Raw genomic sequence first — 22,001 nt, 5'->3', positions numbered from 1 at the left:
GGCTGAGGGCGGCGAGCGGAGGCCGGGCTGAGGGCGGAGCCGGGCTGAGGGCCGGGTGGCGGAGGCCGGGCTGAGGCGAGGGTCAGGCCGAGGGGCAGGTGGGGCTGAGGCGAGGGCCGGGCTGAGGGTGAGGGCCGGGGCGAGGGCCGGGGTTAGTCGCGGTCGGTGAGGAGGGGGCGGAGTTGCTTCGGGAGGAGGTCTTCGCAGGCCTGCTGCGAGGCCCCGGTGAGCGCGTCGTCCCGACAGGTGTAGTAGTCCCGGTAGATCAGCTGCGCCCCGAACGTCGCGAGGACCATGACCAGCGCCAGCGACGCCGTCACCAGGCCGCTGATCGCCGCCGTGGTCTGGGGCCGCGACGACCCGCGGCCCTGCGGCTCGGGCGCGGCCGCGGCGGTCGGGTCGGGGCGCCGCGGCTTGGCCCGCAGCGCGCTGATGGCCCAGTACATGCCGAGCGCGCCGAGCAGCAGCGCCACGTAGTCCCAGCCGAAGAGGGCGAAGAAGAAGGCCCACATGCCGGAGAGCAGCGCGTAGCGCGCGCGACGCTGGGCGGGGTCGGTCGGGTCCCAGCGCAGGCCCTGGCCGTTCTGCCCGCCGGAGCCGTCCTGGCCCTGGCCGCGCGGCCGGTCGCCGAAGCCGCCGGAGGAGCGGCCGGGCTGCTGGTCGCTCCACTGGCTGCCCCAGGGGGAGCCGCCCTGGCCGCCGGAGCCCTGCTCGTCGGAGCCGGAGCCGGAGCCGGAGCCGGAGCCGCCCGGACGCCGGGGGCGCCAGGGCTGCTCGGGCGCGCCCTCGGGCGGCGGCGCGAACGGGTTGTCCTCCTGCGCGGAGCCCTGCCCGCCGGAGCCCCGGCCGTCGCGCTCCTCCTCCGGCGCCGAGGACGAGGGGCCGGGCCGCCCCTCCCGGAGCAGCACCGCACCCGGGCCGGGTGTCGAGCCGTGGCGCCCGTCGTGCGTCGGTCCGTACGCGGACGCGAAGGGTGGCGTGAGGCGGAGGCTGCGGTCCGGCATCAGGTGTGCGTCTTCCCCTTGTATAGAGCTCTGGCACAGAGCGCTGGCGGTGCTCTGCGGCCCGGCTGTGCGGAGCCGGGCAACTCGGTGGTGGAGCTAGGCAACTCGGCGTTCGGGCGGCTGCCCCCACAGACGCTACCTTCCGGCCGCGCCCCCGTCCCGTGAGGGGCCGCCGGGTGTGCCGGTATCGTTGCTGACGGTCGGCCGCTTCGTAGAGTTCCCCGTATCGGGGGATGCGAAGCCTTCGTACGACCGTACAAAGAGCACTCCCGAGAAAGGGCCCCGTCGTGGCCAAGGCCAAGCGCCTCGTCGTGCTGGTCTCCGGATCAGGTACGAATCTCCAGGCACTGCTCGACGCCATCGCGGAGCACGGAGCGGACGCCTACGGCGCCGAGGTCGTGGCCGTGGGCGCCGACCGCACCGGCATCGCGGGTCTGGAGCGCGCCGAGCGCGCGGGCCTGCCGACGTTCGTGTGCCGGGTGAAGGACCACGGGACCCGGGAGGCCTGGGACGCCGCGCTCGCCGAGGCGACGGCCGCGTACGCGCCGGACCTGGTGATCTCCGCCGGTTTCATGAAGATCGTGGGCAAGGAGTTCCTGGCCCGCTTCGGCGGGCGCACGGTGAACACCCACCCCGCGCTGCTGCCCAGTTTTCCGGGGGCCCACGGCGTCCGCGACGCGCTCGCGTACGGCGCCAAGGTCACCGGCTGCACCGTCCACTTCGTCGACGACGGCGTCGACACCGGCCCGATCATCGCGCAGGGCGTGGTGGAGGTCAGGGACGAGGACGACGAGAGCGCTCTGCACGAGCGCATCAAGGACATCGAGCGAAGCCTGCTCGTCGACGTCGTGGGACGCCTCGCCCGCGACGGCTACAGCATCGAGGGACGAAAGGTAGTTATCCCGTGACCGCCGAAGGTACGACGCCCCAGACACCCCCCAGCACCGCGGGGGCCGATCAGCGGCCCATCCGCCGCGCGCTGATCAGCGTGTACGACAAGACCGGCCTGGAAGGCCTCGCGCGCGGCCTGCACGAGGCCGGCGTCGAGCTGGTGTCGACCGGGTCGACCGCCGCGCGGATCGCCGCCGCCGGCGTGCCCGTCACCAAGGTCGAGGAGCTGACGGGCTTCCCCGAGTGCCTGGACGGCCGGGTCAAGACGCTGCACCCGCGCGTGCACGCGGGCATCCTCGCCGACCTGCGCCTGGAGGCGCACCGCAAGCAGCTCCAGGAGCTGGGCGTGGAGCCGTTCGGCCTGGTCGTGGTGAACCTCTACCCGTTCCGCGAGACCGTGGCCTCCGGCGCGAGCGTCGATGAGTGCGTCGAGCAGATCGACATCGGCGGCCCCTCGATGGTCCGCGCCGCCGCCAAGAACCACCCGTCGGTCGCCGTGGTGACGAGCCCCTCCCGGTACGGCGACCTGCTCGCCGCGGTCCGCGCGGGCGGCTTCGACTTCGCGACGCGCCGCGCGCTCGCCGCCGAGGCGTTCCAGCACACCGCCGCGTACGACATCGCGGTCGCCAACTGGTTCCTGGAGACGGAGGAGGGCGCGGGCGAGCGCTTCCCGGCCTTCGTGGGCGCCGCCTTCGACCTGAAGAACCAGCTGCGCTACGGCGAGAACCCGCACCAGAACGCCGCCCTGTACACGGACGGCCGCGGCGGCCTCGCCGAGGCGGAGCAGCTGCACGGCAAGGAGATGTCGTACAACAACTACACGGACACCGACGCCGCGCGCCGGGCCGCGTACGACCACGACGACCCGTGCGTGGCGATCATCAAGCACGCCAACCCGTGCGGCATCGCGATCGGCGGCAACGTCGCCGAGGCGCACCGCAAGGCGCACGCCTGCGACCCGCTGTCCGCGTTCGGCGGCGTCATCGCCGTCAACCGGCCGGTGACCAAGGAGATGGCGGAGCAGGTCGCCGACATCTTCACCGAGGTCATCGTGGCGCCGGACTACGAGGACGGCGCGCTCGAGGCCCTGACCAAGAAGAAGAACATCCGCGTCCTGCGCGCCCCGCAGGCGCCCGCCGCGCCCGTCGAGGTCAAGCCGATCGACGGCGGCGCGCTGCTCCAGGTCACCGACCGCCTCCAGGCCGACGGCGACAACCCCGCGAGCTGGACCCTCGCGACCGGGGACGCGCTGTCCCCGGGCGAGCTGGCCGAGCTCGCCTTCGCCTGGCGCGCCTGCCGGGCGGTGAAGTCCAACGCGATCCTGCTCGCCAAGGACGGCGCCTCCGTCGGCGTCGGCATGGGCCAGGTCAACCGCGTCGACTCCGCGAAGCTCGCGGTCGAGCGCGCGGGCGAGGAGCGCGCCCGGGGCGCGTACGCCGCGTCCGACGCCTTCTTCCCCTTCCCCGACGGTCTGGAGGTCCTGACGGCCGCGGGCGTCAAGGCCGTGGTCCAGCCGGGCGGTTCGGTCCGCGACGAGCTGGTGGTCGAGGCGGCGAAGAAGGCCGGCGTGACGATGTACTTCACGGGCACGCGGCACTTCTTCCACTGAGCCGCGGCCGGCGGCGGAGCACGAACGGCGCGGGCGCCGCACCCCCTCGGAAGGGGTGCGGCGCCCGCGCCGTACGCGTTCCGGATCAGCCCTTGATGACGACCGTGCTGCACACCTTGTCGGCGAAGCACTGCTTCTTGTCGTCCCACAGCGGCCACAGGTAGCCGATGTAGCAGGGGATGCTGTCGAGGAAGTGCGCGAGCTTGCGGACGAAGGCCATGCCGAAGCCGAGGAAGCTGCCGTCGGTCTCGCGCAGGACGCGGATGCCGACGACGCGCTTGCCGATCGTCTGGCCGGTCTTGCCCTCGAGGTGGATCTGGTAGAAGCCCATGAAGATCGTGTAGGCGAGGGCGGCCACCGCGATGAGGGAGGCGCCCGCGGTCATGTCCTCGCCGCCGATGCCGACGGTGAGCCCCACGATCAGGTACAGCGGCACGATCGTGATCAGGCCGTCCAGCAGGGTCGCGCCCACGCGCAGGCCCCAGTGCGCCAGCTCCGGGCGGCCGTCGGGCCCCATGCCGTACCCCGCCTGCTGCGGGTAGGCGCCGTACGGCGCCTGGCCGGGCTGGGGCTGCGGGTACGGGGCGTAGTGCTGCCCGGGGTAGCCGCCCTGCTGCGGCGGGACGCCCTGGGGGGTCTGCTGCGGGTAGCCGTATCCGGGGCCGTAGCCGGGCTGCTGGGGCTGCTGGCCGTAGGGGTTGGGCGGCGGCGTGCTCATGCTGGGGTGTTCCTCCGGTCGGAGCGGGGAGTGCGGGGACGTCACGGCACGCACGGAGGAACGTTCACAGATGCGTCGGTCCCCCCGACACCGGCCGCGGCACTGTGCTGCTCATCGTTCTTCAGCGCCCGCTTGTTTGTCCAGCCGCGTTCGCCGAGCGTTGTGCGAGTGCAATGCGACTGCGAACGCGGCGGCGTCCGGGTGCCCCGGATTGGTACGCGGGCGTGCTCATCCGGGAGGATGGGAGCATGACCGCCCAGATTCTCGATGGCAAGGCCACCGCAGCAGCGATCAAGTCCGAACTGGCCGCCCGTGTGGCGGCCCTGAAGGAAAAGGGCGTCACGCCCGGACTCGGCACCATCCTCGTCGGCGAGGACCCCGGCAGCCAGAAGTACGTCGCGGGCAAGCACCGCGACTGCGCGCAGGTGGGCATCGCCTCCATCCAGCGCGAACTGCCCGCGACCGCCTCGCAGGAGGAGATCGAGGCGGTGGTCCGGGAGCTGAACGAGGACCCGGCGTGCACCGGCTACATCGTGCAGCTCCCGCTGCCCAAGGGCATCGACGAGAACCGCGTCCTGGAGCTGATGGACCCGGCCAAGGACGCGGACGGACTGCACCCCACGAACCTGGGCCGCCTCGTCCTGAACGAGCCGGCGCCGCTGCCGTGCACGCCGTACGGGATCATCCGGCTGCTGCGTCAGCACGACGTGGAGATCAAGGGCGCGGAGGTCGTGGTCGTCGGCCGCGGCGTCACCATCGGCCGGCCGATGCCGCTGCTCCTGACCCGCAAGTCGGAGAACGCCACGGTGACGCAGTGCCACACCGGCACCCGCGACCTGGCCTCGCACCTGCGCCGGGCCGACATCATCGTGGCCGCCGCGGGCGTGCCGCACCTGGTCAAGCCGGAGGACGTGAAGCCCGGCGCGGCCGTGCTCGACGTCGGCGTGTCCCGGGACGAGAGCGGGAAGATCGTCGGCGATGTGCACCCCGGCGTCGCCGAGGTCGCCGGCTGGCTGTCGCCCAACCCGGGCGGCGTGGGCCCGATGACGCGCGCCCAGCTCCTGGTGAACGTGGTCGAGGCCGCCGAGCGCGGTGCCGCGGGCTGAGCCGGGAGTGGCCGCCATGAGTGCTGACGCCAAGGACGGGACCGGGACCGGAACCGAGCCGCCGGGGGCCGGGGCCGCGGGAGTCGCGGGGGAGCCTTCGGAGGAGCCCACCGCCAAGGGCGCCGTGAGCGCCCCCGGGCCCGACGGGGTGCCGCGCAAGTCGTCGCGGCGCTTCCCGCTGTTCACCCGGGACACCGCGCGGCCCGAGGGCGGCGGCCGGGCCGCGCCGGGGGACGCGCCCGCGCCCGCGCGGCAGTGGCCGCTGCTCGTGGTCGTGTCGGTGGTCGCCCTCGGGCTGCTCCTGACCGCGTTCGACGTCTTCCGGGTGGGGACGATACTGGTCGGGCTCGGGCTGCTCGCGGGCGCCGTGATGCGCTGGACGCTGCCGGGCGTCGGCATGCTGGCGGTGCGCTCGCGGTTCACCGACATGGTGACGTACGGGGTCCTCGGCCTCGCCATCGTGCTGCTCGCGATGATGGCGCAGCCCGACCCGTGGCTGGTCATCCCGTTCCTGGACGACACGCTGCACTTCACGATCAGCAGCTAGCCGGGCGCGCGCGGCGCTCCGGCCGCGCGGCCGCGGACACACCAACGGCCCGTACTCGCCAGGAGAGTACGGGCCGTCGGCCGTGGGGCAGGGTGGTGCTCGCGGCCGAGGGCCCGTTCCCCCGTGCGCGCCCCCGCGCACGAAGCCTCGACCTCAGTGGTCTGTGTCGCTGCCGTTGTGGCTGCTGCCGTGGTGTGCTGTGGTGAGGTGCGGACCTGCCCGCTGGTTCCCCCCGCCAGCAGGTCCGCGCCTCCTTCCCCCGTGCGCGCCGTGTCGTCTGGGCGACTCGGGCGGTGGTGCTGAGGCAAGAAACTACGGGCGGCGGGTGCTCCGCGTCGTCCTGTCCCAGGTTGACGTTCGGCTACGCCGCAGGGCGCAGCTGCCCGTCAGCTACAACTTCCGCGGTACGGCGACGGGTTGACGTGGCTTCGCGAGACGCGCGTTACGCTGCGGCGATGCGACTCCGCCCGTTCACCGCCGACCTCCTGCTCGCGCTCGGGCAGGTCGTGGCGCTGGTGCTGATCGGACCGAGCGCGAACGGCATAGGGTTCACTCCGCTCGACGCGCGGGGCTACGGGCTCGGGGTGCTCGTCATCCTGCCGACGCTGGCCCGCTCCAAGGCGCCGATCACGGTCTGCCTGGTGACGTACTGCGTCTGGGTCGTCTACATCATCGAGGGCTACTGGCCCGTCGTGACGTCCTTCGGGCCGCTGCTGTGCCTCTACACGGTCTCCCTGCTGCGGCCGACGCGCGTCTCCGGTGTGCTCGCGGTCCTGCTCGCCGCCCTGTGGGCCTTCGGCTCCCTGCTGACCATGGACGACTCCTTCATCCCTTCCGTGGTGGCCCAGTGCATCTGCTTCAACGGCATGGTGTGGCGCATGGGCTATCTGGCGCGCCGCTCCGCCGAGCTCGCCCGCAGGACGCGCGCCGAGCACCAGGAGAAGGCCCGCCACGCCGTGGTGGAGGAGCGCGGCCGCATCGCGCGGGAGCTGCACGACGTGGTCGCCCACCACATGTCGGTGATCTCCGTGCAGGCTGGCCTCGCGAAGTTCGTCTTCGACTCCGACGCGAAGACGGCGCGCTCCGCGCTCGGCACCATATCCGGCACCAGCGCCGAGGCGCTGGAGGAGATGCGGCGCATGCTGCGGGTGCTGCGGGCGCAGGAGGACGGCGAGGAGGCGCCGGACGCCCCGATGCCGGGGCTCGCCCGCCTCGGGGAGATGACGGAGCGGGTCAGGGCGGGCGGCGTGCCCGTGGAGTTCCGGGTCGTCGGGACGCCCCGGCCCATCGCGCCCGGCGTGGAGCTGTGCGCGTACCGGGTGGTGCAGGAGGCGCTCACGAACGTCCTGAAGCACGCGCGGCAGGCGAGCGCCGTCGTCGAACTGCACTATCACCACGACCACATCGAGGTCTCGGTCACCGACGACGGAGAGGGGGTGATTCCGGCCAGAGTGGGAAGAGGGCGGGGACATGGCTTGATCGGCATGCGTGAGCGGGCCAAGCTCTACGGCGGAACGATCAGCATAGGGCCGCGCAGCACCGGGGGGTTCGCCGTCAGGCTTACTCTGCCCACGTCCGCGCGGGCCGCGCCGCCGGGAGACGACGCCACCGAATGACCCCACACATCAGGGTGCTTGTCGTGGACGACCAGTTCCTCATCCGTGCCGGGCTCGTCGGTGTGCTGCGGGCCGCTTCCGGCATCGAGGTCGTCGGGGAGGCGGGCGACGGCGCGGAGGCCGTGGAGCTGGCCGCGGCGACCCGGCCCGACGTGATCCTCATGGACATCCGGATGCCCGGCATGAACGGCATCACGGCCACCGAGCGCATCCTGGCCGCGGCCCCCGACCCGGCGCCGCGCGTCCTGGTCCTGACCACCTTCGACCTCGACGAGTACGTGTACGGGGCGCTGCGCGCGGGCGCGTCCGGGTTCCTGCTCAAGGACTCGGGGCCGGAGCGGCTGCTCGCCGCGGTGGCGGCGGTCGGCAGCGGCGACGCGCTGTTCGCGCCGAGCGTCACGCGCCGTCTGGTGGAGGCGTTCGCCTCCCGGCCCGGGAGCACCCCGCTGGCGGGTGCCGAGTCGCCGCCGGGCCTGGAGTCCCTGACGGGCCGGGAGCTGGAGGTGCTCAGGCTGATAGCGCGCGGCCTGTCGAACGCCGACATAGCGGACCGCCTGTACATCAGCGAGGCGACCGTCAAGACGCATCTGAACCGCACGATGAACAAGCTGGACATCGACAGCAGGGCCCAGGCCGTCGTGATGGCCTATGAGTCGGGCCTGGTCACCCCGGGCGACCAGGACCTCTGACCCGCCGGACCGCGCGGGGGCGGGGCGGCCCGCCCTCTCCCCCGGGAGGGCGGACCGCTGCTGGGGGACCGGCCGTTCAGCAGGTCACGGTCTTGTCGTAGGAGCCGAAGGGCCAGCTGTGGCGCACCCAGGCGCGGTGCTTGAGCGAGCGGCAGCGCGAGTCGGGGCCGTGCTTGACGACGATCTTCACGCGCATGACGCGGCCGCAGTTGTTGGTGGCGGTGGCGGAGCGCCCGGTGACGGACCGCTGGACGCAGGCGGGCGCGGTGCCCTGCGGCGCGGCCTCGGACCGGACGACGGCGGCCGGGCCCCGGTCGGGCGCGGCGGCCGCGTCCGGGCCGAGGGCGAGGCCGCCGCCCAGGAGGGCGCTCGCGGCGAGGCCGAAGGCGGCGGCTCGAAAGCGGCCGCGGGCCCTGCGGCCCCAGCCGGTGTCCGGGGTGTCGGACGGCATGTGTGAGGTGCTGGTCATGGGTGTTCTCCCCCGTGGATGCGGTGCCGCGAGATGCGGCGTTCTCGACTGTGCCGAGCGGAATCGGTCAACAGCCAGAGCGGCTGGTCCCGGTGGGTGTCCTTGGGATGTCCCACCCGCTGAGCTGCGGGGGAGCTCCGGCCGTGGGCGCGGGCGTGGGACATGGGACGCGGCGGAAGTGGCTTGTTCGGACGTGTGAGAAGGCCGCCGGGGAACCGGAATTGGTGCATCCGGCGTCTTTCGTCACACAAGGGGCGATGCGCCCGGGGAACCTTGCGACGCGTCCGGGGGACACCATGCCGCGTTGGAAAGAGCTGCCCGCGCAGCTGGGCGAGGAGGAGCGCCAGCTCCTCGTGCAGTTACGGCGGTTGAAGGACCACAGTGGGCTCAGCCTGGCGTCGCTCGGCGCCAAGACGTCGTACAGCGGCTCCTCGTGGGAGCGGTATCTGAACGGCAAGAAGCCCGTGCCGCGGGTGGCGGTCGAGGAGCTGGCGCAGGTGTGCGGCGCGGATCCGACCCGGCTGCTCGTCCTGCACGAGGTGGCACGGGCGGCGGAGGGGCCCGGGGAGCCGCGGGACGGCGGGGCCGAGGCGGCGGAGCCCGCGGCCGCTACCGGGTCGGTGACACGTGCGAGTGAGCCGCCCGGACCGGTCGGCCCGCCCGGACCGCCTGCGGCCGCACCGTCCGCGGGCCGCACCGTGCGGCTGCGGTCCGCGCTCGCCGCCCTGGCGCTCGCGGTGGCCGTCGCGTTCACGGGCGGCCTGCTCGCCGGGCGGGCGTTCACGGGGGGCGAGGGCGACACGGGGCGCGGCGTGTTCTCGTACGCGCAGAAGCGGACGTACGCGTGCGAGGACGGCCGCGCCGACGGCGTGCGGTACGCCGGGTACGCGACGACGGCCACCGCGATCCTCGACCGGGGGAGCAGCGGCTGGGAGGTCGTCGAGGCGCAGTGCCTGCTGCGGGCACACGGCTTCGGCGCCGGGAAGGTCGACGGGGCGTACGGCGACGGGACGAAGGCCGCCGTCAAGCGCTTCCAGCGCGCGCGGGACCTGGTGGCCGACGGGATCGTCGGCCCGGACACCTGGGGAGCGCTGCGCAAGTGAAGGGGCGCGGGGAACGGGGCGGGCCGCCGTCGGCGCCGCCGCCCGCGTGTCTGCCGCTGGCCGAGGCCCTGCGGGAGCTGCGGGAGCGCACGGGGCTGAGCCTGGAGGCCCTCGGCCGCAGGACCGCGTACAGCAAGTCGTCCTGGGAGCGGTACCTCAACGGCAAGAAGCCCGTGCCGCGCAAGGCCGTCGTCGCGCTGTGCGCGCTCGCCGACGAACCGCCGGGGCGCCTGCTCGCGCTGTGGGACCTCGCGGACGCGGCGTGGAGCGGGCGGTCGGCGCGGGGGGACGAGGCGGGCGAGGGGGACCGGCGCGCCGAAGGGCGGGCGGCGGACGGCCCCGGCACGCTCCTCGGGCCGGCGGGACCTGCCAGTCCGGCCGGAGCCGCGGCGGGCGGGGCCGAGGGCGGGCGGCGCCGCTGGACCGCGCTCGCGCTCGGGATCGCCGCCGTCGCGGTGGCCGCGGGCGGCGTGACGGCGGGGCTCGCCGCCACGGGCGACCGCGACCGGGGCGCCCATGTGGAGACCGGGGCCGCGCCCGGCCCGTACGAGCCGCGCTGCGTCGGCGCGGCCTGTGAGGGCGAGCAGCCGCAGCGGATGGGCTGCGGCGGCCCGGGGCAGGTGGTGTCGCTCGCCACCCGCTCCTTCGCCCCGGGGCGCCGGGTCGAACTGCGCGTGGGCAAGGCGTGCAACGCGGTGTGGGCGCGGGCGACCGGACTCCTTCCGGGGGACCGCGTGGTGGTCTCGCTGCCGGGCGCGCGGGCGAAGGAGCTGCGGGCGGACAAGGCCGGGGACACCCATCGGTATCTGGCCACGTCCATGACGGCGCTCAAGGGCGCCGACCCGGCGTCGACGAGGGTGTGCGTGACGTTCGCGAGCACCGCGAAGAAGACCTGCTTCTCCGGCTGAGCGCCAAGGAGTCCCAGCTCAGAGCCATTCCTGTGACGCAGGACGGCGCCCGTCCTCTCCCCCGTGGGAGGACGGGCGCCGCCGTACGTCCGGGAGCGGGATGCGCGCTCGCCGTGTGCCTCAAGCGTCGTGGACACGCCATCTTCGCTTCAAGGGAGGCCGGTTCCCTGTGGCACGGAAGTGACCATTCCGCAACGGTGTGCGGGGCCCGCAACGGCTGCGCGACGACCTGGGCGACAAGGCCCGCGACGCAGGAACCAAACAGGGCTGTTCCCCCGTCACGTGACAAACCGGATATCGGAGAACCAGGGCGCGCGAGGAGGGATGGACGATGGGTGCGCGCGCGAGCGCCTGGCAGCCGCTGCCGGACGAACTGCCGTCGGAGGTGAAGGACTTCGTGGAGCGGCTGCGGCTGCTCAAGGACCGCACGGGGCTGAGCCTCGTCGGGCTCGGCGAGCGGACCTCATACAGCAAGTCCTCCTGGCAGCGTTACCTCAACGCCCGCCAGCCCCCGCCCCGGCAGGCCGTGCTCGCCCTGTGCCGGGTCGCGGGCGCGGACGCCGCCCGGCTGCTCGCGGCCCGGGACCTCGCGGTGCGGAGGTGGCCGCGCGACGGCGCGGCCCTCGCGCCCGGCACGGAACGGAAGGCTCCGGCTCCGGCACTGGCGCCAGCGTCGTCACCGTCACCGTCACCGTCACCGTCACCGGCGCCGGAGTCGTCGGCTGCCCGGGTGCCGGTCCCCGTGCGGCGCGCGGCGGCGCCCTCCTGGCGCCTGGTGGCCTGCTCCGCCCTCGCCGTGGCCGTGCTGCTGCTCGTGACCCTGCTGTGGGTCGTCTCGCAGCTGACGGCCGCCCGGGGCGAGGACCGCGACGGCCGGGGGAGTCCCGGGCCCGCGGGGCCCGGGCGGCCGCCGTGGGCATCAGTCGAACGACTTGTACGCGGCCTTCCGCCACTCGCCGTGGACCTTCACGTAGTACGTCCCCTGGAGGCGCTTGAAGGCGACGGTGTGCCGGTAGCCCATGAACAGGACGGTGCCGTCCGGCTCCGGCCCGGACAGGGAGTTGTCGGCGTCGCCGAACGTCTCCTTGCCGACGACGCCGTCGACGTCCTCCAGGTCCTCGTGCTTCTGCCACCAGCGGGTCGCGGACTCGGTGCGCTCCTCGAAGTGTCCGGTGATGTCCGACTTCCTGAAGGTGCGCAGCTCGCCGTTGCTGTCGCGCCACTTGGCGCCGTCCGCGTACAGGACGGTCTGCCACAGGGCGGTGGCGTCGCTGTTGGTGCTGTGGCTGTCGATGGACAGGGTGCCCTCGTCGCCCCAGTCGTTGTACGCGTAACCGCTGCCGTCGATGACGCGCGGCGCGGCGGCGGTGGCGAGCGGGGCGGTGGTGGCGAGCGCGACGCCGGCGCCCGCGGCCGCGGTGACGGCGGCGGTGAGCAGCCGCCGGGCCCTCCGGCCGCCGGTGGTCGTGGTGCGGTGCATGGAAGTCCCCCGTGGTGTGTTCTGGTTCGGCCTGTTTCGGCCGGGTCCGGCACGGATGTGCCGCGTTCGATCCTTCGTTACGGAGGCGCTCTGCAAAAGGGTCAAGTGGCGCATCCGGGACGGTTCCGGGACGTCCCGGCTCGGGACCTGGGGTTCCGCATCGTGCAACGGGATGTCGATGGGACACTGTGCGTCGACCGCGGAGCGTGCGACGGGGCGCATCTGGCCCATATGCTCCCGTGCGCCCCCAATCCGGGAACTGTCATCCTGGCTTGGCGCATCTCTCTGGGTAGTCCAGATCCGGAGCGTTCGGGGCTGGTACGGGGCACTGGGCCAGGGAGCACGATGCGTGGAGTACTTGCACGCACGGGGGGATTGGGGGAGCGATGCCTCGTTGGAAAGCGCTGCCGGACGACCTCGACCCACAGGTCAGGGAGTTCGCGAGCCAGCTGCGCAGACTCGTCGACAACAGCGGGCTCAGCATTGCCGCCGTCGCGGACAGGACCGGCTACAGCAAGACGTCCTGGGAGCGCTATCTGAACGGGCGGCTGCTCGCCCCCAAGGGCGCCGTCGTCGCGCTCGCCGAAGTCACCGGCACGCCCGCCGTGCACCTCGTCACCCTGTGGGAGCTCGCGGAGCGCGCCTGGAGCCGTTCCGAGATGCGGCACGACATGACGATGCAGGCCATCCGCATCTCCCAGGCCCGCGCGGCCCTCGGTGAGCTCGGCACGCCCGACCCGCCCAAGGGCAAGGGCGGCTCCGGCAAGTCCCGGGGCGGCGTCGGCGCGGTCACCGGTGTGGCGGGCCCCGCCGGGGTGTCCCCGACGGTGCCGCCGCGCCAGGAGAGCGCGCGGTACGGGGCCCGGACGGCGGCGCAGCCCGGGGCGGGCGCAGGCCCCGCCGTGTCGTCGGCGCCCGCTGCCTCTTCGGCGCCTTCTGCGCCGTCCGCGTCTTCCGTGCCGTCTGCGCCTTCCGCGTCCGCGGCTTCCGTCGCGTACCCCGCTCCCTCCGCGTCCGCCTCGTCGCCGTCCTCCGCCCCGTCCTCGTACGAGGCCTCGGCGACACCCCCCACGGCGGCCGCCTCCGCGCACGCCTCGGCCGCCACGTCGTACGGCGGCGGGGCGCGGGGCGTGACCACGGCCCCCGCGGGCCCCGACGGGAAGTCGCCCGACGGTCAGCGGCGCAAGCGGAAGCTGACGATGTTCCTCGCGGGCGTCGTCGGCGCGCTCGTCGTCATAGGAGCGGCCGCGTTCCTCACCGGCGTCGGCAGGGGCGACAAGGACGACGACCAGGCCAAGCCGTCCCCGACCCCCACGACGGCCACGGCCGACCTGCCCGCCGGGGTCGAGTGCAGCGGGGCCGCGTGCGCGGGCAAGGACCCCGAGAACATGGGCTGCGGCGGCGAGTTCGCCAGGACGACGGCCCGGGTGACCGTCGGCACGAAGACCCTCGTCGAGGTGCGTTACAGCAAGACCTGCGGGGCCGCGTGGGCGCGGATCACCCAGGCGAAGCCCGGGGACAAGGTGCAGATCAAGGGGGCGGACGCGGGGGCCGCGGGGCGGCAGAGCGGGACGGTGGCCGGGGCCGCGGACGTGGACGCGTACACGCCCATGGTGGCGGTCAAGTCGGGTACGCAGGCCAAGGCCTGCGCGACGCTTGCTTCGGGGGAGCGGGCCTGCACGCGGTAGCTGCTGCTGGCTGAACGGGGGCTTGGGCCGGGCGGCGCCTCCCGGCAGAGCCTGGCCTTGCGCCCCGGCGTCGCGCCGCGGGGTTGGTCCCGCCCGCCTGCCCTCGCCTGGCGGGGCTCAGCCCTGTGGCCCTGGCTGGGGTTTGGCTTTGCTGTAGCTGGCCTTTGTTGATCGGTTGCTCGGTGCCTGGGGCTGTGCCCACCCGTCCCGCCCTGCGGGACGATTGCCCACAGGGGTGCTGTCGGAGTTGGGTGGTGTGGGGTGGGCCCGCCGCCCGCCCCCGCCGGGTGAGGCAGGGTGCGTAGGTGGGCTTGGCGGAGCCGGGTGGCGTGTTGCCGGGGGTGGGCCCGCCGCCCGCCCCCGCCGGGGTGTTGGGGCTGGGGGCGCGGTGCCTGGGGCCTCGGCTGGCGAAGCGGGGGAGTTTCGGGTGGGTGGGTGGGGAAGCCCGCCGCGGTAGCGGCGGAAGCACCCACCGGGCGGTGGCGCTTCGCGTCGGGGCCGGGCCTGGCAGGGCTGGGGAGTTTCGGGTGGGCGGGTGGGAAAGCCCGTCGCGGTAGCGGCGGTACGGGCCCACGGGGCGGTAGCGCTCCGCGTCGGGGCCCGGCCCGGCAAGGCCGGGGAGTGCCGGGTGGGCGGGTGGGAGAGCCCCCGCCGCGGCAGCCGGAAATTGAAGGAGCCCGAAGGGGAATGCAGGCCCCCGCACCGGGAAGGCGCACCGTACCCCCACGGGAGTGGTCACACCCCCACGGCGGCCGCCACCCCCCCTCTCCCGAGGTGGCGGCCGCCACCCCTCAGCCCACCGCACGGGCGCCCCCGCCCAAGGGCAACATGCCGCCCGCCGGAAGCACCGCAGCGAGGCCGGTCGGAATCCCCGCTGGACCCCACCCGGCCACCGGGCCAAGACAGTCGGCCCCGGCCAGGGAGATCCGGCAAGGCGGCCGACTCCAGCCAGGGGCGCGAGCCGACCCTGGCCAGGGGCCCCAGCCGCGCCCGGCCAAGGGCGCGAGTCCGAACCCGGCAGGGGGCACGGCGAGGGGCAGCTCCTTAGCCGGGATTGAAGGCGCGGTGCATGACGAACGCGACGAGTGTCCCGCCGTGCCGGCTCGGACCGGCCCACCACTCGTCGGCGAGCCCGTCGATGAGGAGGAGTCCGCGGCCGTGGGCTTCGGTGGCTTCGGGTGTGCGCAGGCGGACGTGGGCGGGGCAGCCGGGATTGTGGACCTCGACGCGCAGGGCTTGGCCCACGCGGTACCAGTGGATGCGTACGTGCCAGGGCTCGTCGGCCTTCCCGTAGAGGATGGCGTTGGTGACCAGCTCCGAGACCATGAGTAAGCAGTCGTCCACGGAGCACGTGAGCTGGTGTGGGGCGGTGAACTTGCGGAACCAGCGGCGTGCGTGGCCCACCGACTCCGGGACGGGGTGGAGGGTCATGCCGCCGAGGGGCTCGGGGGTGGGGCCGTCGTGGGAGGTGCCGTAGGTGCGCGTCATTGCGCTTCCCCTTCCGGTAAGTGGACTTAGCCACTTACCGGATAGTGGCATTGGCCACTTCTGACGGCAAGCGGTTCGGCCGAAGCTGCGCCCCCGACTCAGCCCAACGGGTAACCCTGCTCGAACGCCCAGCGTCCTGGCGGATAGACGGCCTCGGCGAACTCCAGCGGCCGGTCCTGGAGGTCGTACACGACGTGATGTACGACGAGGACGGCTGCGGGCAGTTCGAGCCTCAGCTCGGCTGCCTCCTCCGGGTCGGCCAGGCGGGCGCAGACCCGGTCCTCGCCGTAGCTGCCACGGCGGCCGGTCGCTTCCTCGACGTACAGGACCGTGCCCTGGCGGATCCGCTCCGGCTCCAGGAGCTTGGGCGCGCGGCGCCCCAGCTCGGCCGGGAACCACGACGTGGACACCTCGACTGGCTGCTCACCGGAGTTGGTCACTCTGCGCCGCTGGATCGCCCGGCGGTCCTTGCCCAGTTCGAGGGCCTCGGCCACGTGGTCCGGCGCGTCGGCGTACCCGGCGCAGGCGATGACCGCGTACTCGCCCGGACCGTAGATCCGCCCGGTCTGGCGGGCCCGCCCGTACCGCTCGCGGGCGCGCCGGTGCACCTGCTGAGCACGTACGTAGGTCCCCGAACCCTGCCGCTTCTCGACCAGCCCTTGATGCCGCAGCGCCTCCAGCGCGCGGGCCGACGTCGGCCGGGAGACGTTCCAGTCCGCGGCCAACTGCCGCTCCGATGGCACCTCGTCACCGGGCTGCAGATCACCGCGCAGGATCCGATCGCGGATGTACTGCGCGATCTGCAGGTACTTGGGCAGCGCTTCAGCGATCTCGGGCACGCGACATCCCCTCGTCAACTGGCTAAGGCCACGGGCCACTATAGGTGGGCGGGAGGGAGTGGCCCCTCTACGCTGCTGCCGTGAAGCGACTCATCGTGGCGGCCGGAGGCGGTGGCGACGCGGTGGCGGCAGCGATGCTCCACGCCGCCCTGTACGCGGCCGACGACGAACCGGCCTTGATCCTCACCTACTCCTGGGACCGCCTGATCATCGACCCCGTCCCGGGCCCCCGTGCCCCGGCCGACTTCACCGGCCTGCACCAACTCACCCCACACGTGTGGGCAGTCCCCGGCGCCGCGACCCTGAAGCCGCCGCACGCGGCCACCCTTCCGCGCCTGGCCGCCGAACTCCCGCACACCTTCGCCCTCATCGACCCCTACGCCGGGGCGGAAGGCATCGCCCGCCAACTCGACGAACTGACCACCCACTTCACCCCGCAGACCATCGACCTCCTGGACGTCGGCGGCGACATCCTGGCCCACGGCGACGAATCCACCCTGCGCAGCCCCCTGGCCGACGCCCTCACCCTCGCCGCCTGCGCCAGCGCCCAGGCGGCCGCCCACATCCGCCTCCTGGTCGCCGGCCCAGGCCTGGACGGCGAACTCCCCGCAGACACCCTCCGCCCCCGCCTCGGCCCCCTGCTCACCACCTTCACACCCGAACACGCCCAAGCCATCACCTCAGTCCTGAACTGGCACCCCTCCGAAGCAACAGCACTCCTCGCCGCCACGGCACTGGGCGCCCGAGGCCTCTGCGAGGTCCGCGACGCCGGACTCCCCGTCCCCCTCACCGCCGAAGGCCCCACCATCCACCAGGTCGACCTGGCAGCCGCGTTCTCCCACAACCGCCTCGCCCAGGCCATCGCCGACACGACCACGCTCGACGCAGTGGAGGAGCGCTGCCGCGCTGTCTGCGGCGCCTCCGAGATCGACTACGAACGAACCAAGGCGCAACGCCTGAGCCGGCAGATGCAGGCCCCCGCCGCACCGCACGATCTTCCGGCTCAGATCAAGGGCTTCGAACAAGCCGCCCTCACCCGAGGGGCCACACACACAACCGTCCGCCGCCTCGCCGAGGCGCTGGGCCTCACCGGTGCAGCACTCCAGCACCTCGCCCGACTCAACGCCCCGCGCACCAGCCACCTCCCTGCAACTGTGTGGAAGCTTCAGCGCAGGTGAGTCGCAGGACCCACAGGAGGGGGAGAAGGGCGTACGACCTGTGCAGGGCCCCTTACCGAGGCCGCCGCTCCCGTAGGAAGGGCCACTCCGGCCTGTGCCGAAGCTGCACCGCACACCCGCCCAACATGTCAGGCTGACGATAAGTACCTCCAGGTCGGCCAGGAGGCCCCGCCCAGCCCGGCCAAGGCCCCGGTCGAGCCCCGCCAAAGCCCCGACCCCACCATGTGGGGTGAGCCACACCGCCCTGGCGCCCCCGGCGAGAACCGGCGCGATAGCCTGACCGCGGATCTCTCTTGATGCCAAGAGATCGATCATCGAGGGCGTCGGTGGGGATCCAGCACATGGGGCAGGGACCCCCACCGCCAGCTGTCTTACGGAGATCGCCATGACCCGCACTCCCGTGAATGTCACCGTCACCGGCGCGGCCGGCCAGATCGGCTACGCGCTGCTGTTCCGCATCGCGTCCGGCCACCTGCTCGGCGCGGACGTGCCGGTCAACCTGCGCCTGCTGGAGATCACTCCGGCCCTGAAGGCCGCCGAGGGCACCGCGATGGAGCTCGACGACTGCGCCTTCCCGCTGCTGAACTCGATCGAGATCAGCGACGACCCGAACGTGGCCTTCGACGGTGCCAACGTCGCCCTGCTCGTCGGCGCCCGCCCGCGCACGAAGGGCATGGAGCGCGGTGACCTCCTGGAGGCCAACGGCGGCATCTTCAAGCCGCAGGGCAAGGCCATCAACGACCACGCCGCGGACGACATCAAGGTCCTCGTCGTGGGCAACCCGGCCAACACCAACGCGCTCATCGCGCAGGCCGCCGCCCCGGACGTCCCGGCGGAGCGCTTCACCGCGATGACCCGGCTCGACCACAACCGCGCGATCTCGCAGCTCGCGAAGAAGACCGGCGCGGCCGTCTCCGACATCAAGCGCCTCACCATCTGGGGCAACCACTCGGCGACCCAGTACCCGGACATCTTCCACGCGGAGATCGCGGGCAAGAACGCCGCCGAGGTCGTGGGCGACGAGCAGTGGCTGGCCGACACCTTCATCCCGACCGTCGCCAAGCGCGGCGCCGCGATCATCGAGGCCCGCGGCGCGTCCTCGGCCGCCTCGGCCGCGAACGCCGCGATCGACCACGTCCACACCTGGGTGAACGGCACCGCCGCCGGTGACTGGACCTCCATGGGCATTCCGTCCGACGGCTCGTACGGCGTTCCGGAGGGGATCATCTCCTCCTTCCCCGTCACCACCAAGGACGGAAAGTACGAGATCGTCCAGGGCCTGGAGATCAACGAGTTCTCCCGCGCCCGCATCGACGCCTCCGTCCAGGAGCTGGCGGAGGAGCGCGAGGCGGTCCGCGCCCTCGGCCTGATCTGAGCCACCGGGCCCAGCCGAGCCGTCAGGCTCAGCGGTCCCGGCCGAGCCACAGGCCCGGCGGAACCGACGCGACATCCCGCCCCCGGCGGCCGTGCACCACGGCCCCCGGGGGCGTTCGCCGTTCCACGGAGCGCAACCGTCCCTTCCTTCACTGTTTTGAGGGGCGTGCGCCGGTTTCCCGGACAGCCCCGCCGCCCGGCCACTACGGTTTCGCGCCATGCGAGGGGACACGCCACGCGAGCACCAGTACACCGAATCCACCCGCCTGCTGAGCGTCGGAGCGCGCCAGAACGCGGACTTCCGACGGCGCGTCATCGGCGAGCTCGTCGGGCACGCCGAGCGCCCGGTCGCACCGCCGCTCGGCACCGACGTCATCCCGGTGCTCGCGCACGCGCTGCGCGCCCGGCGCGAGGAGGTCGTCAGCGCGGCCCTGCTGTTCGCCGTGTGGGTGGGGTTCCTGGCCACCGACACGGTGATGGCCTGGGACGCGGCGAACGACCGGGCCGTGGGCGGCGACGCGGGCCTCTCCCTCGGCGACACCCTGCTGCTCGCCTTCAACGGCGACGGCGCGGCGGGATCCGGGGCCGAGGCCACGGGCCTGCTGCCCGGCGGCTGGGCCCTCTGGTACGGGGCGGTCGTGCTCCTGCTGTGGTGCGGGCGGATCGTCTCCGGCCGGGACACGGGCGCCGGGCAGCCGCTGCGACCGGTGCGGCTGCCCGCGGTGCTCGCCTGGCTGCGGTCGCGGTTCGGCTGGCTGGTGACCGTCGCCGCCTGGGTGTTCGCCCTCACGTACTGGATCGCGGCGTTCGGCGTGATCACCGACACGCCGTATCCGGTGATCTTCCCGCTGCTCGTCACGGTCGTGGTGTGGCGCCATCAGTTCCGCGCCAAGCGCGTGCTGCGCACCCAGCTGGCCCGGCAGGTCTTCGCCGAGACCGACCAGCCCGAACTCCCCGTGCGGTACGCGGGGATCGCCGAGTGCGTGCTCAGGGAGCAGGCGGCCCCGCTGACTCTCTACGACGTCAACCGCCCCTTCGTGGGCGCGGGAAAGCCCCGCAAGCCGTGGTCGGTCGTCCTGGAGCTGAAGCCCGACGACCGCACGGGCGCGAACGGCGGCGTACCGTCGCAGCGCCCCCGCGGGCCGCTGACCGCCCGGGACGTCATCGCCATGATCGAGCCCCGGCTCAAGGGGCTGCGCAGGTCCGCGGGCGAGACGAGCAAGGACCGGCTGCGGGACCTGGAGATCAAGGAGTTCGTGTACCTGCCGTCGGGCGCGGGCCGCGACGAGGAGCTGTACACGGGCAACGGCGACGAGACCGCGCGGGTGTACGACGCGAACGCGGTGCGGCGGCACCTCGCCGAGTCGGTGGGCGAGGGCGGCGAGGCCCGGCGGCACTTCCTGCGGCTGCGCGTCGGCTCCTGGAACGAGCAGGTCGTCGTCTCGCTCCTGGTCCGGGTGCACACGCAGGGCGGCATGCTCGTCCTTGAGGTGGTGCCGCACGTCCTGGGCCCGGTCCTGCCGGAGTTCCGCGCGGCCGACGCGGTCGCGGCGGGCGAGCCGGAGGGGCCGCTGCGGGACGCCCTGCGGGCCTGCGTGGACGGGCCCGCGTTCGGCGTGGCGCTCGGCATCGGCGCGCTGCGGGCGCTGTCGTCGCTCGGCGCGGCGGCCCGGCACTGGTGCGCGGCCGGGACCGGGCCGGGCGCCGGGCCCGACGCGCCGGCCCCGGTGGGCAAGGGCGGGCGGCGGCACGCCGGGGCGCGGCCCCCGGTGACGGCGGCGGCGCGCGCCGTACGGTTCCTGCGCGTCGTCGGCGCCCGGCTCCTGCCCGTGCGCACCGCGCCCCCGGACGCCCCGCTGGTCTCCCTGCGCGAACTCGCCGCCACCGACGAGCTGTCCCTGTTCCAGGAGATGGACGTCGCCCGGTACACGAAGACCCTCCAGGACCGCATCGGCGAAGGCGTCCGCGACGCGCTCCAGGCCAGCGGCTACCGCACCGACCGCCTTGAGCAGAACATCACGCAGATCAACAACAGCGGCGTCTACATCAACGAGATGTCCGGCGGCGCCCTCGCCACCGGCACCCACGGCCAAGCCACCCACACGGAGAAGACCACGGTATGAGCGACGACACGAAACCCGCGAGCACAGGCGGCGGGGCGACGGTCCACATCAACACGATCAGCGGCGGCTCGCAGTCCTTCGGCGACCACGGCACCGCCGAGTCCACCAACTACACCACGGTCGTGGCGAGTCCGCAGTACGCGGACCTCCTCACGTCCGTACGGCGGCTGCGCCGCGACCTGGAGCGCAGCGAGCGGGCGGCCGACGACGAGGTCCTCGACGCCGAACTGGCCGATGTGGAGGGCGAGATCGCCCGCACGGGCCGCTCCGGCGCCGGGCCGCTCGCCCGGGTGCGCGCCCGCCTGGCGGAGTACGCGCCCGCCGCCACGACGGCCGCGTCCGTGACGGCGGTGCTCCAGGCGCTCGCCCAGCTGCCCCAGCTTCCGGGCTGAGACGTGCGCGTCTTCGACGAGGACCGCCAGGAGTGGGTGGGGCACGAGCAGGAGCGGCAGGCCGTGGCGCTCCACGACCGGGACGCTGCGCGCCAGCGGACCGCCTGGCGCGGGGCCGTCACGGTGCTCGCGGTGTGCGGGCTCGCCTTCGGCACGTGGGCGCTCGGCTGGAAGGACGAGCCGGAGCCGACGGCGTCCCTGCTCGCGCCGCTGTCCTCGGCCACCAGCGCGGACACGGGCGACACGCCGTCGCAGCCCTCGCCGTCGGACGGCCCGTCCACGGCGGCCGGATCCCTGCCGCGCGGCTACGAGACCGTGACCGACGCCCGGGGCTTCCGGGTGGCCGTGCTGATCGGCTGGAGCCGCACCGCGGCGCCCGGGCAGGGCGGCATAGGCGTCGTCAACTACCGCAACTTCGGCAGTACGCAGCGGCTCCAGGTGTACGAGGTGAGCGAGCCGACCCCGGAGGCGTCGTTCCGGGACTTCCTGGACGACACCAAGGTGCCGAAGTCCTCCGCGTTCCGGAAGCTGTCCCTGGAGCCCATCACCGAGGGGCAGCGGCTCACCTACGTCACGGGCCACATCGACGACGAGCCCGCCGTCGAGCCGTGGTACGTCGTGGACGACCGCTTCATGGCCGCCGACGGCAAGCTGTACGCGCTGGTGGGGTACGGGTCCGCCGCGACGGACCGGGCGCAGGTGCGGCAGCTCGTCAGCAACGCCCGGGCCTGGTTCTGCCCGCCGGGCTCGGTCTGCGTGGACCCCGACTGACGGCCGCG

20 protein-coding genes and 1 pseudogene are annotated in these 22,001 nt (G+C 73.7%); 15 read left to right on the top strand and 6 right to left on the bottom strand.

Annotated features, from left to right (window positions below; all coding sequences use genetic code 11):
• Positions 1-152: 152 nt before the first annotated feature.
• Positions 153-1,004, bottom strand: coding sequence for a hypothetical protein (locus AC5WAM_RS16370; RefSeq protein WP_495523007.1), 852 nt, complete (start codon positions 1,002-1,004; stop codon positions 153-155).
• Positions 1,005-1,237: 233 nt separating this feature from the next.
• On the opposite strand from AC5WAM_RS16370, the gene purN reads away from it, so the two are divergent.
• Both purN and purH read left to right on the top strand, forming a co-directional pair.
• Complete coding sequence (gene purN, locus AC5WAM_RS16365) at positions 1,238-1,912, top strand: phosphoribosylglycinamide formyltransferase (RefSeq protein ID WP_366789204.1); 675 nt, start codon at positions 1,238-1,240, stop codon at positions 1,910-1,912.
• Positions 1,909-3,504 (top strand): bifunctional phosphoribosylaminoimidazolecarboxamide formyltransferase/IMP cyclohydrolase, encoded by a 1,596-nt coding sequence (purH, locus tag AC5WAM_RS16360; protein WP_495523006.1) that lies wholly within the window; start codon positions 1,909-1,911, stop codon positions 3,502-3,504. Before purN ends, purH begins: the two co-directional genes overlap by 4 nt.
• Positions 3,505-3,589: 85 nt before the next feature.
• Here purH and AC5WAM_RS16355 read toward each other — a convergent pair whose 3' ends face one another.
• Positions 3,590-4,222, bottom strand: a complete 633-nt coding sequence (locus AC5WAM_RS16355; protein WP_366789206.1) for an RDD family protein — start codon at positions 4,220-4,222, stop codon at positions 3,590-3,592.
• Between the two features lie 248 nt (positions 4,223-4,470).
• Here AC5WAM_RS16355 and AC5WAM_RS16350 point away from each other — a divergent pair, with 248 nt between their 5' ends.
• The 4 genes from AC5WAM_RS16350 to AC5WAM_RS16335 all read left to right on the top strand — a co-directional run bounded on the left by AC5WAM_RS16350 (position 4,471) and on the right by AC5WAM_RS16335 (position 8,180).
• A complete protein-coding gene (locus tag AC5WAM_RS16350; protein ID WP_172385272.1) occupies positions 4,471-5,328 on the top strand; it encodes a bifunctional methylenetetrahydrofolate dehydrogenase/methenyltetrahydrofolate cyclohydrolase in 858 nt (285 codons plus the stop codon).
• A 16-nt stretch (positions 5,329-5,344) separates the two neighbouring features.
• Complete coding sequence (locus AC5WAM_RS16345; RefSeq protein WP_366789208.1) at positions 5,345-5,875, top strand: DUF3017 domain-containing protein; 531 nt, start codon at positions 5,345-5,347, stop codon at positions 5,873-5,875.
• A gap of 455 nt (positions 5,876-6,330) precedes the next feature.
• Positions 6,331-7,491 (top strand): sensor histidine kinase, encoded by a 1,161-nt coding sequence (locus tag AC5WAM_RS16340; protein WP_495523005.1) that lies wholly within the window; start codon positions 6,331-6,333, stop codon positions 7,489-7,491.
• Entirely contained in the window at positions 7,488-8,180 is a 693-nt protein-coding gene (locus AC5WAM_RS16335; protein WP_172385269.1) for a response regulator, read from the top strand. The genes AC5WAM_RS16340 and AC5WAM_RS16335 overlap by 4 nt, the downstream gene beginning before the upstream one ends.
• 76 nt (positions 8,181-8,256) lie before the next feature.
• Here AC5WAM_RS16335 and AC5WAM_RS16330 read toward each other — a convergent pair whose 3' ends face one another.
• Entirely contained in the window at positions 8,257-8,649 is a 393-nt protein-coding gene (locus AC5WAM_RS16330; RefSeq protein ID WP_495523004.1) for an alpha-amylase inhibitor, read from the bottom strand.
• A 296-nt stretch (positions 8,650-8,945) separates the two neighbouring features.
• Between AC5WAM_RS16330 and AC5WAM_RS16325 the strand changes: the two genes are divergently transcribed.
• From AC5WAM_RS16325 to AC5WAM_RS16315, 3 genes and pseudogenes are all read left to right on the top strand, one after another.
• Positions 8,946-9,752 (top strand): peptidoglycan-binding protein, encoded by an 807-nt coding sequence (locus tag AC5WAM_RS16325; protein ID WP_495523003.1) that lies wholly within the window; start codon positions 8,946-8,948, stop codon positions 9,750-9,752.
• Positions 9,749-10,660, top strand: a complete 912-nt coding sequence (locus tag AC5WAM_RS16320) for a helix-turn-helix domain-containing protein (protein WP_495523002.1) — start codon at positions 9,749-9,751, stop codon at positions 10,658-10,660. The genes AC5WAM_RS16325 and AC5WAM_RS16320 overlap by 4 nt, the downstream gene beginning before the upstream one ends.
• 331 nt (positions 10,661-10,991) lie before the next feature.
• Positions 10,992-11,280 (top strand): annotated as a pseudogene (locus AC5WAM_RS16315) (helix-turn-helix domain-containing protein); the annotation flags it as partial.
• Between the two features lie 299 nt (positions 11,281-11,579).
• Here the strand turns inward: AC5WAM_RS16315 and AC5WAM_RS16310 are convergent.
• Positions 11,580-12,140 (bottom strand): peptidoglycan-binding domain-containing protein, encoded by a 561-nt coding sequence (locus tag AC5WAM_RS16310; protein ID WP_495523001.1) that lies wholly within the window; start codon positions 12,138-12,140, stop codon positions 11,580-11,582.
• 386 nt (positions 12,141-12,526) lie between these two features.
• Here AC5WAM_RS16310 and AC5WAM_RS16305 point away from each other — a divergent pair, with 386 nt between their 5' ends.
• A complete protein-coding gene (locus tag AC5WAM_RS16305; protein WP_366789214.1) occupies positions 12,527-13,828 on the top strand; it encodes a helix-turn-helix domain-containing protein in 1,302 nt (433 codons plus the stop codon).
• 1,044 nt (positions 13,829-14,872) lie between these two features.
• Here AC5WAM_RS16305 and AC5WAM_RS16300 read toward each other — a convergent pair.
• Together AC5WAM_RS16300 and AC5WAM_RS16295 are read right to left on the bottom strand one after the other, a co-directional pair.
• On the bottom strand, positions 14,873-15,316 hold the full coding sequence (locus AC5WAM_RS16300) for an ATP-binding protein (RefSeq protein WP_495523000.1): 444 nt from the start codon (positions 15,314-15,316) through the stop codon (positions 14,873-14,875).
• A gap of 98 nt (positions 15,317-15,414) precedes the next feature.
• Positions 15,415-16,155, bottom strand: coding sequence for a GntR family transcriptional regulator (locus AC5WAM_RS16295; protein WP_495522999.1), 741 nt, complete (start codon positions 16,153-16,155; stop codon positions 15,415-15,417).
• Between the two features lie 80 nt (positions 16,156-16,235).
• Between AC5WAM_RS16295 and AC5WAM_RS16290 the strand changes: the two genes are divergently transcribed.
• From AC5WAM_RS16290 to AC5WAM_RS16270, 5 genes are all read left to right on the top strand, one after another.
• Positions 16,236-17,333: a DUF1152 domain-containing protein gene (locus AC5WAM_RS16290; protein WP_495522998.1), complete on the top strand. Its 1,098-nt coding sequence runs from the start codon at positions 16,236-16,238 to the stop codon at positions 17,331-17,333.
• A 385-nt stretch (positions 17,334-17,718) separates the two neighbouring features.
• On the top strand, positions 17,719-18,708 hold the full coding sequence (locus AC5WAM_RS16285) for a malate dehydrogenase (RefSeq protein ID WP_366789215.1): 990 nt from the start codon (positions 17,719-17,721) through the stop codon (positions 18,706-18,708).
• A gap of 217 nt (positions 18,709-18,925) precedes the next feature.
• Positions 18,926-20,830 carry an AbeC-like domain-containing protein gene (locus tag AC5WAM_RS16280; protein ID WP_495522997.1) on the top strand — a complete coding sequence of 635 codons (1,905 nt, stop codon included), beginning with the start codon at positions 18,926-18,928 and terminating at the stop codon, positions 20,828-20,830.
• A complete protein-coding gene (locus tag AC5WAM_RS16275; RefSeq protein ID WP_495522996.1) occupies positions 20,827-21,222 on the top strand; it encodes a hypothetical protein in 396 nt (131 codons plus the stop codon). Before AC5WAM_RS16280 ends, AC5WAM_RS16275 begins: the two co-directional genes overlap by 4 nt.
• Positions 21,223-21,225: 3 nt before the next feature.
• Positions 21,226-21,993, top strand: a complete 768-nt coding sequence (locus AC5WAM_RS16270) for a serine/threonine kinase C-terminal domain-containing protein (RefSeq protein ID WP_495522995.1) — start codon at positions 21,226-21,228, stop codon at positions 21,991-21,993.
• Positions 21,994-22,001: the final 8 nt, after the last annotated feature.

Source organism: Streptomyces sp. JLYT201, from assembly GCF_059448825.1.
Note: the sequence above shows the minus strand (reverse complement) of the source record. Positions and strands in the feature narration are given on the sequence as shown.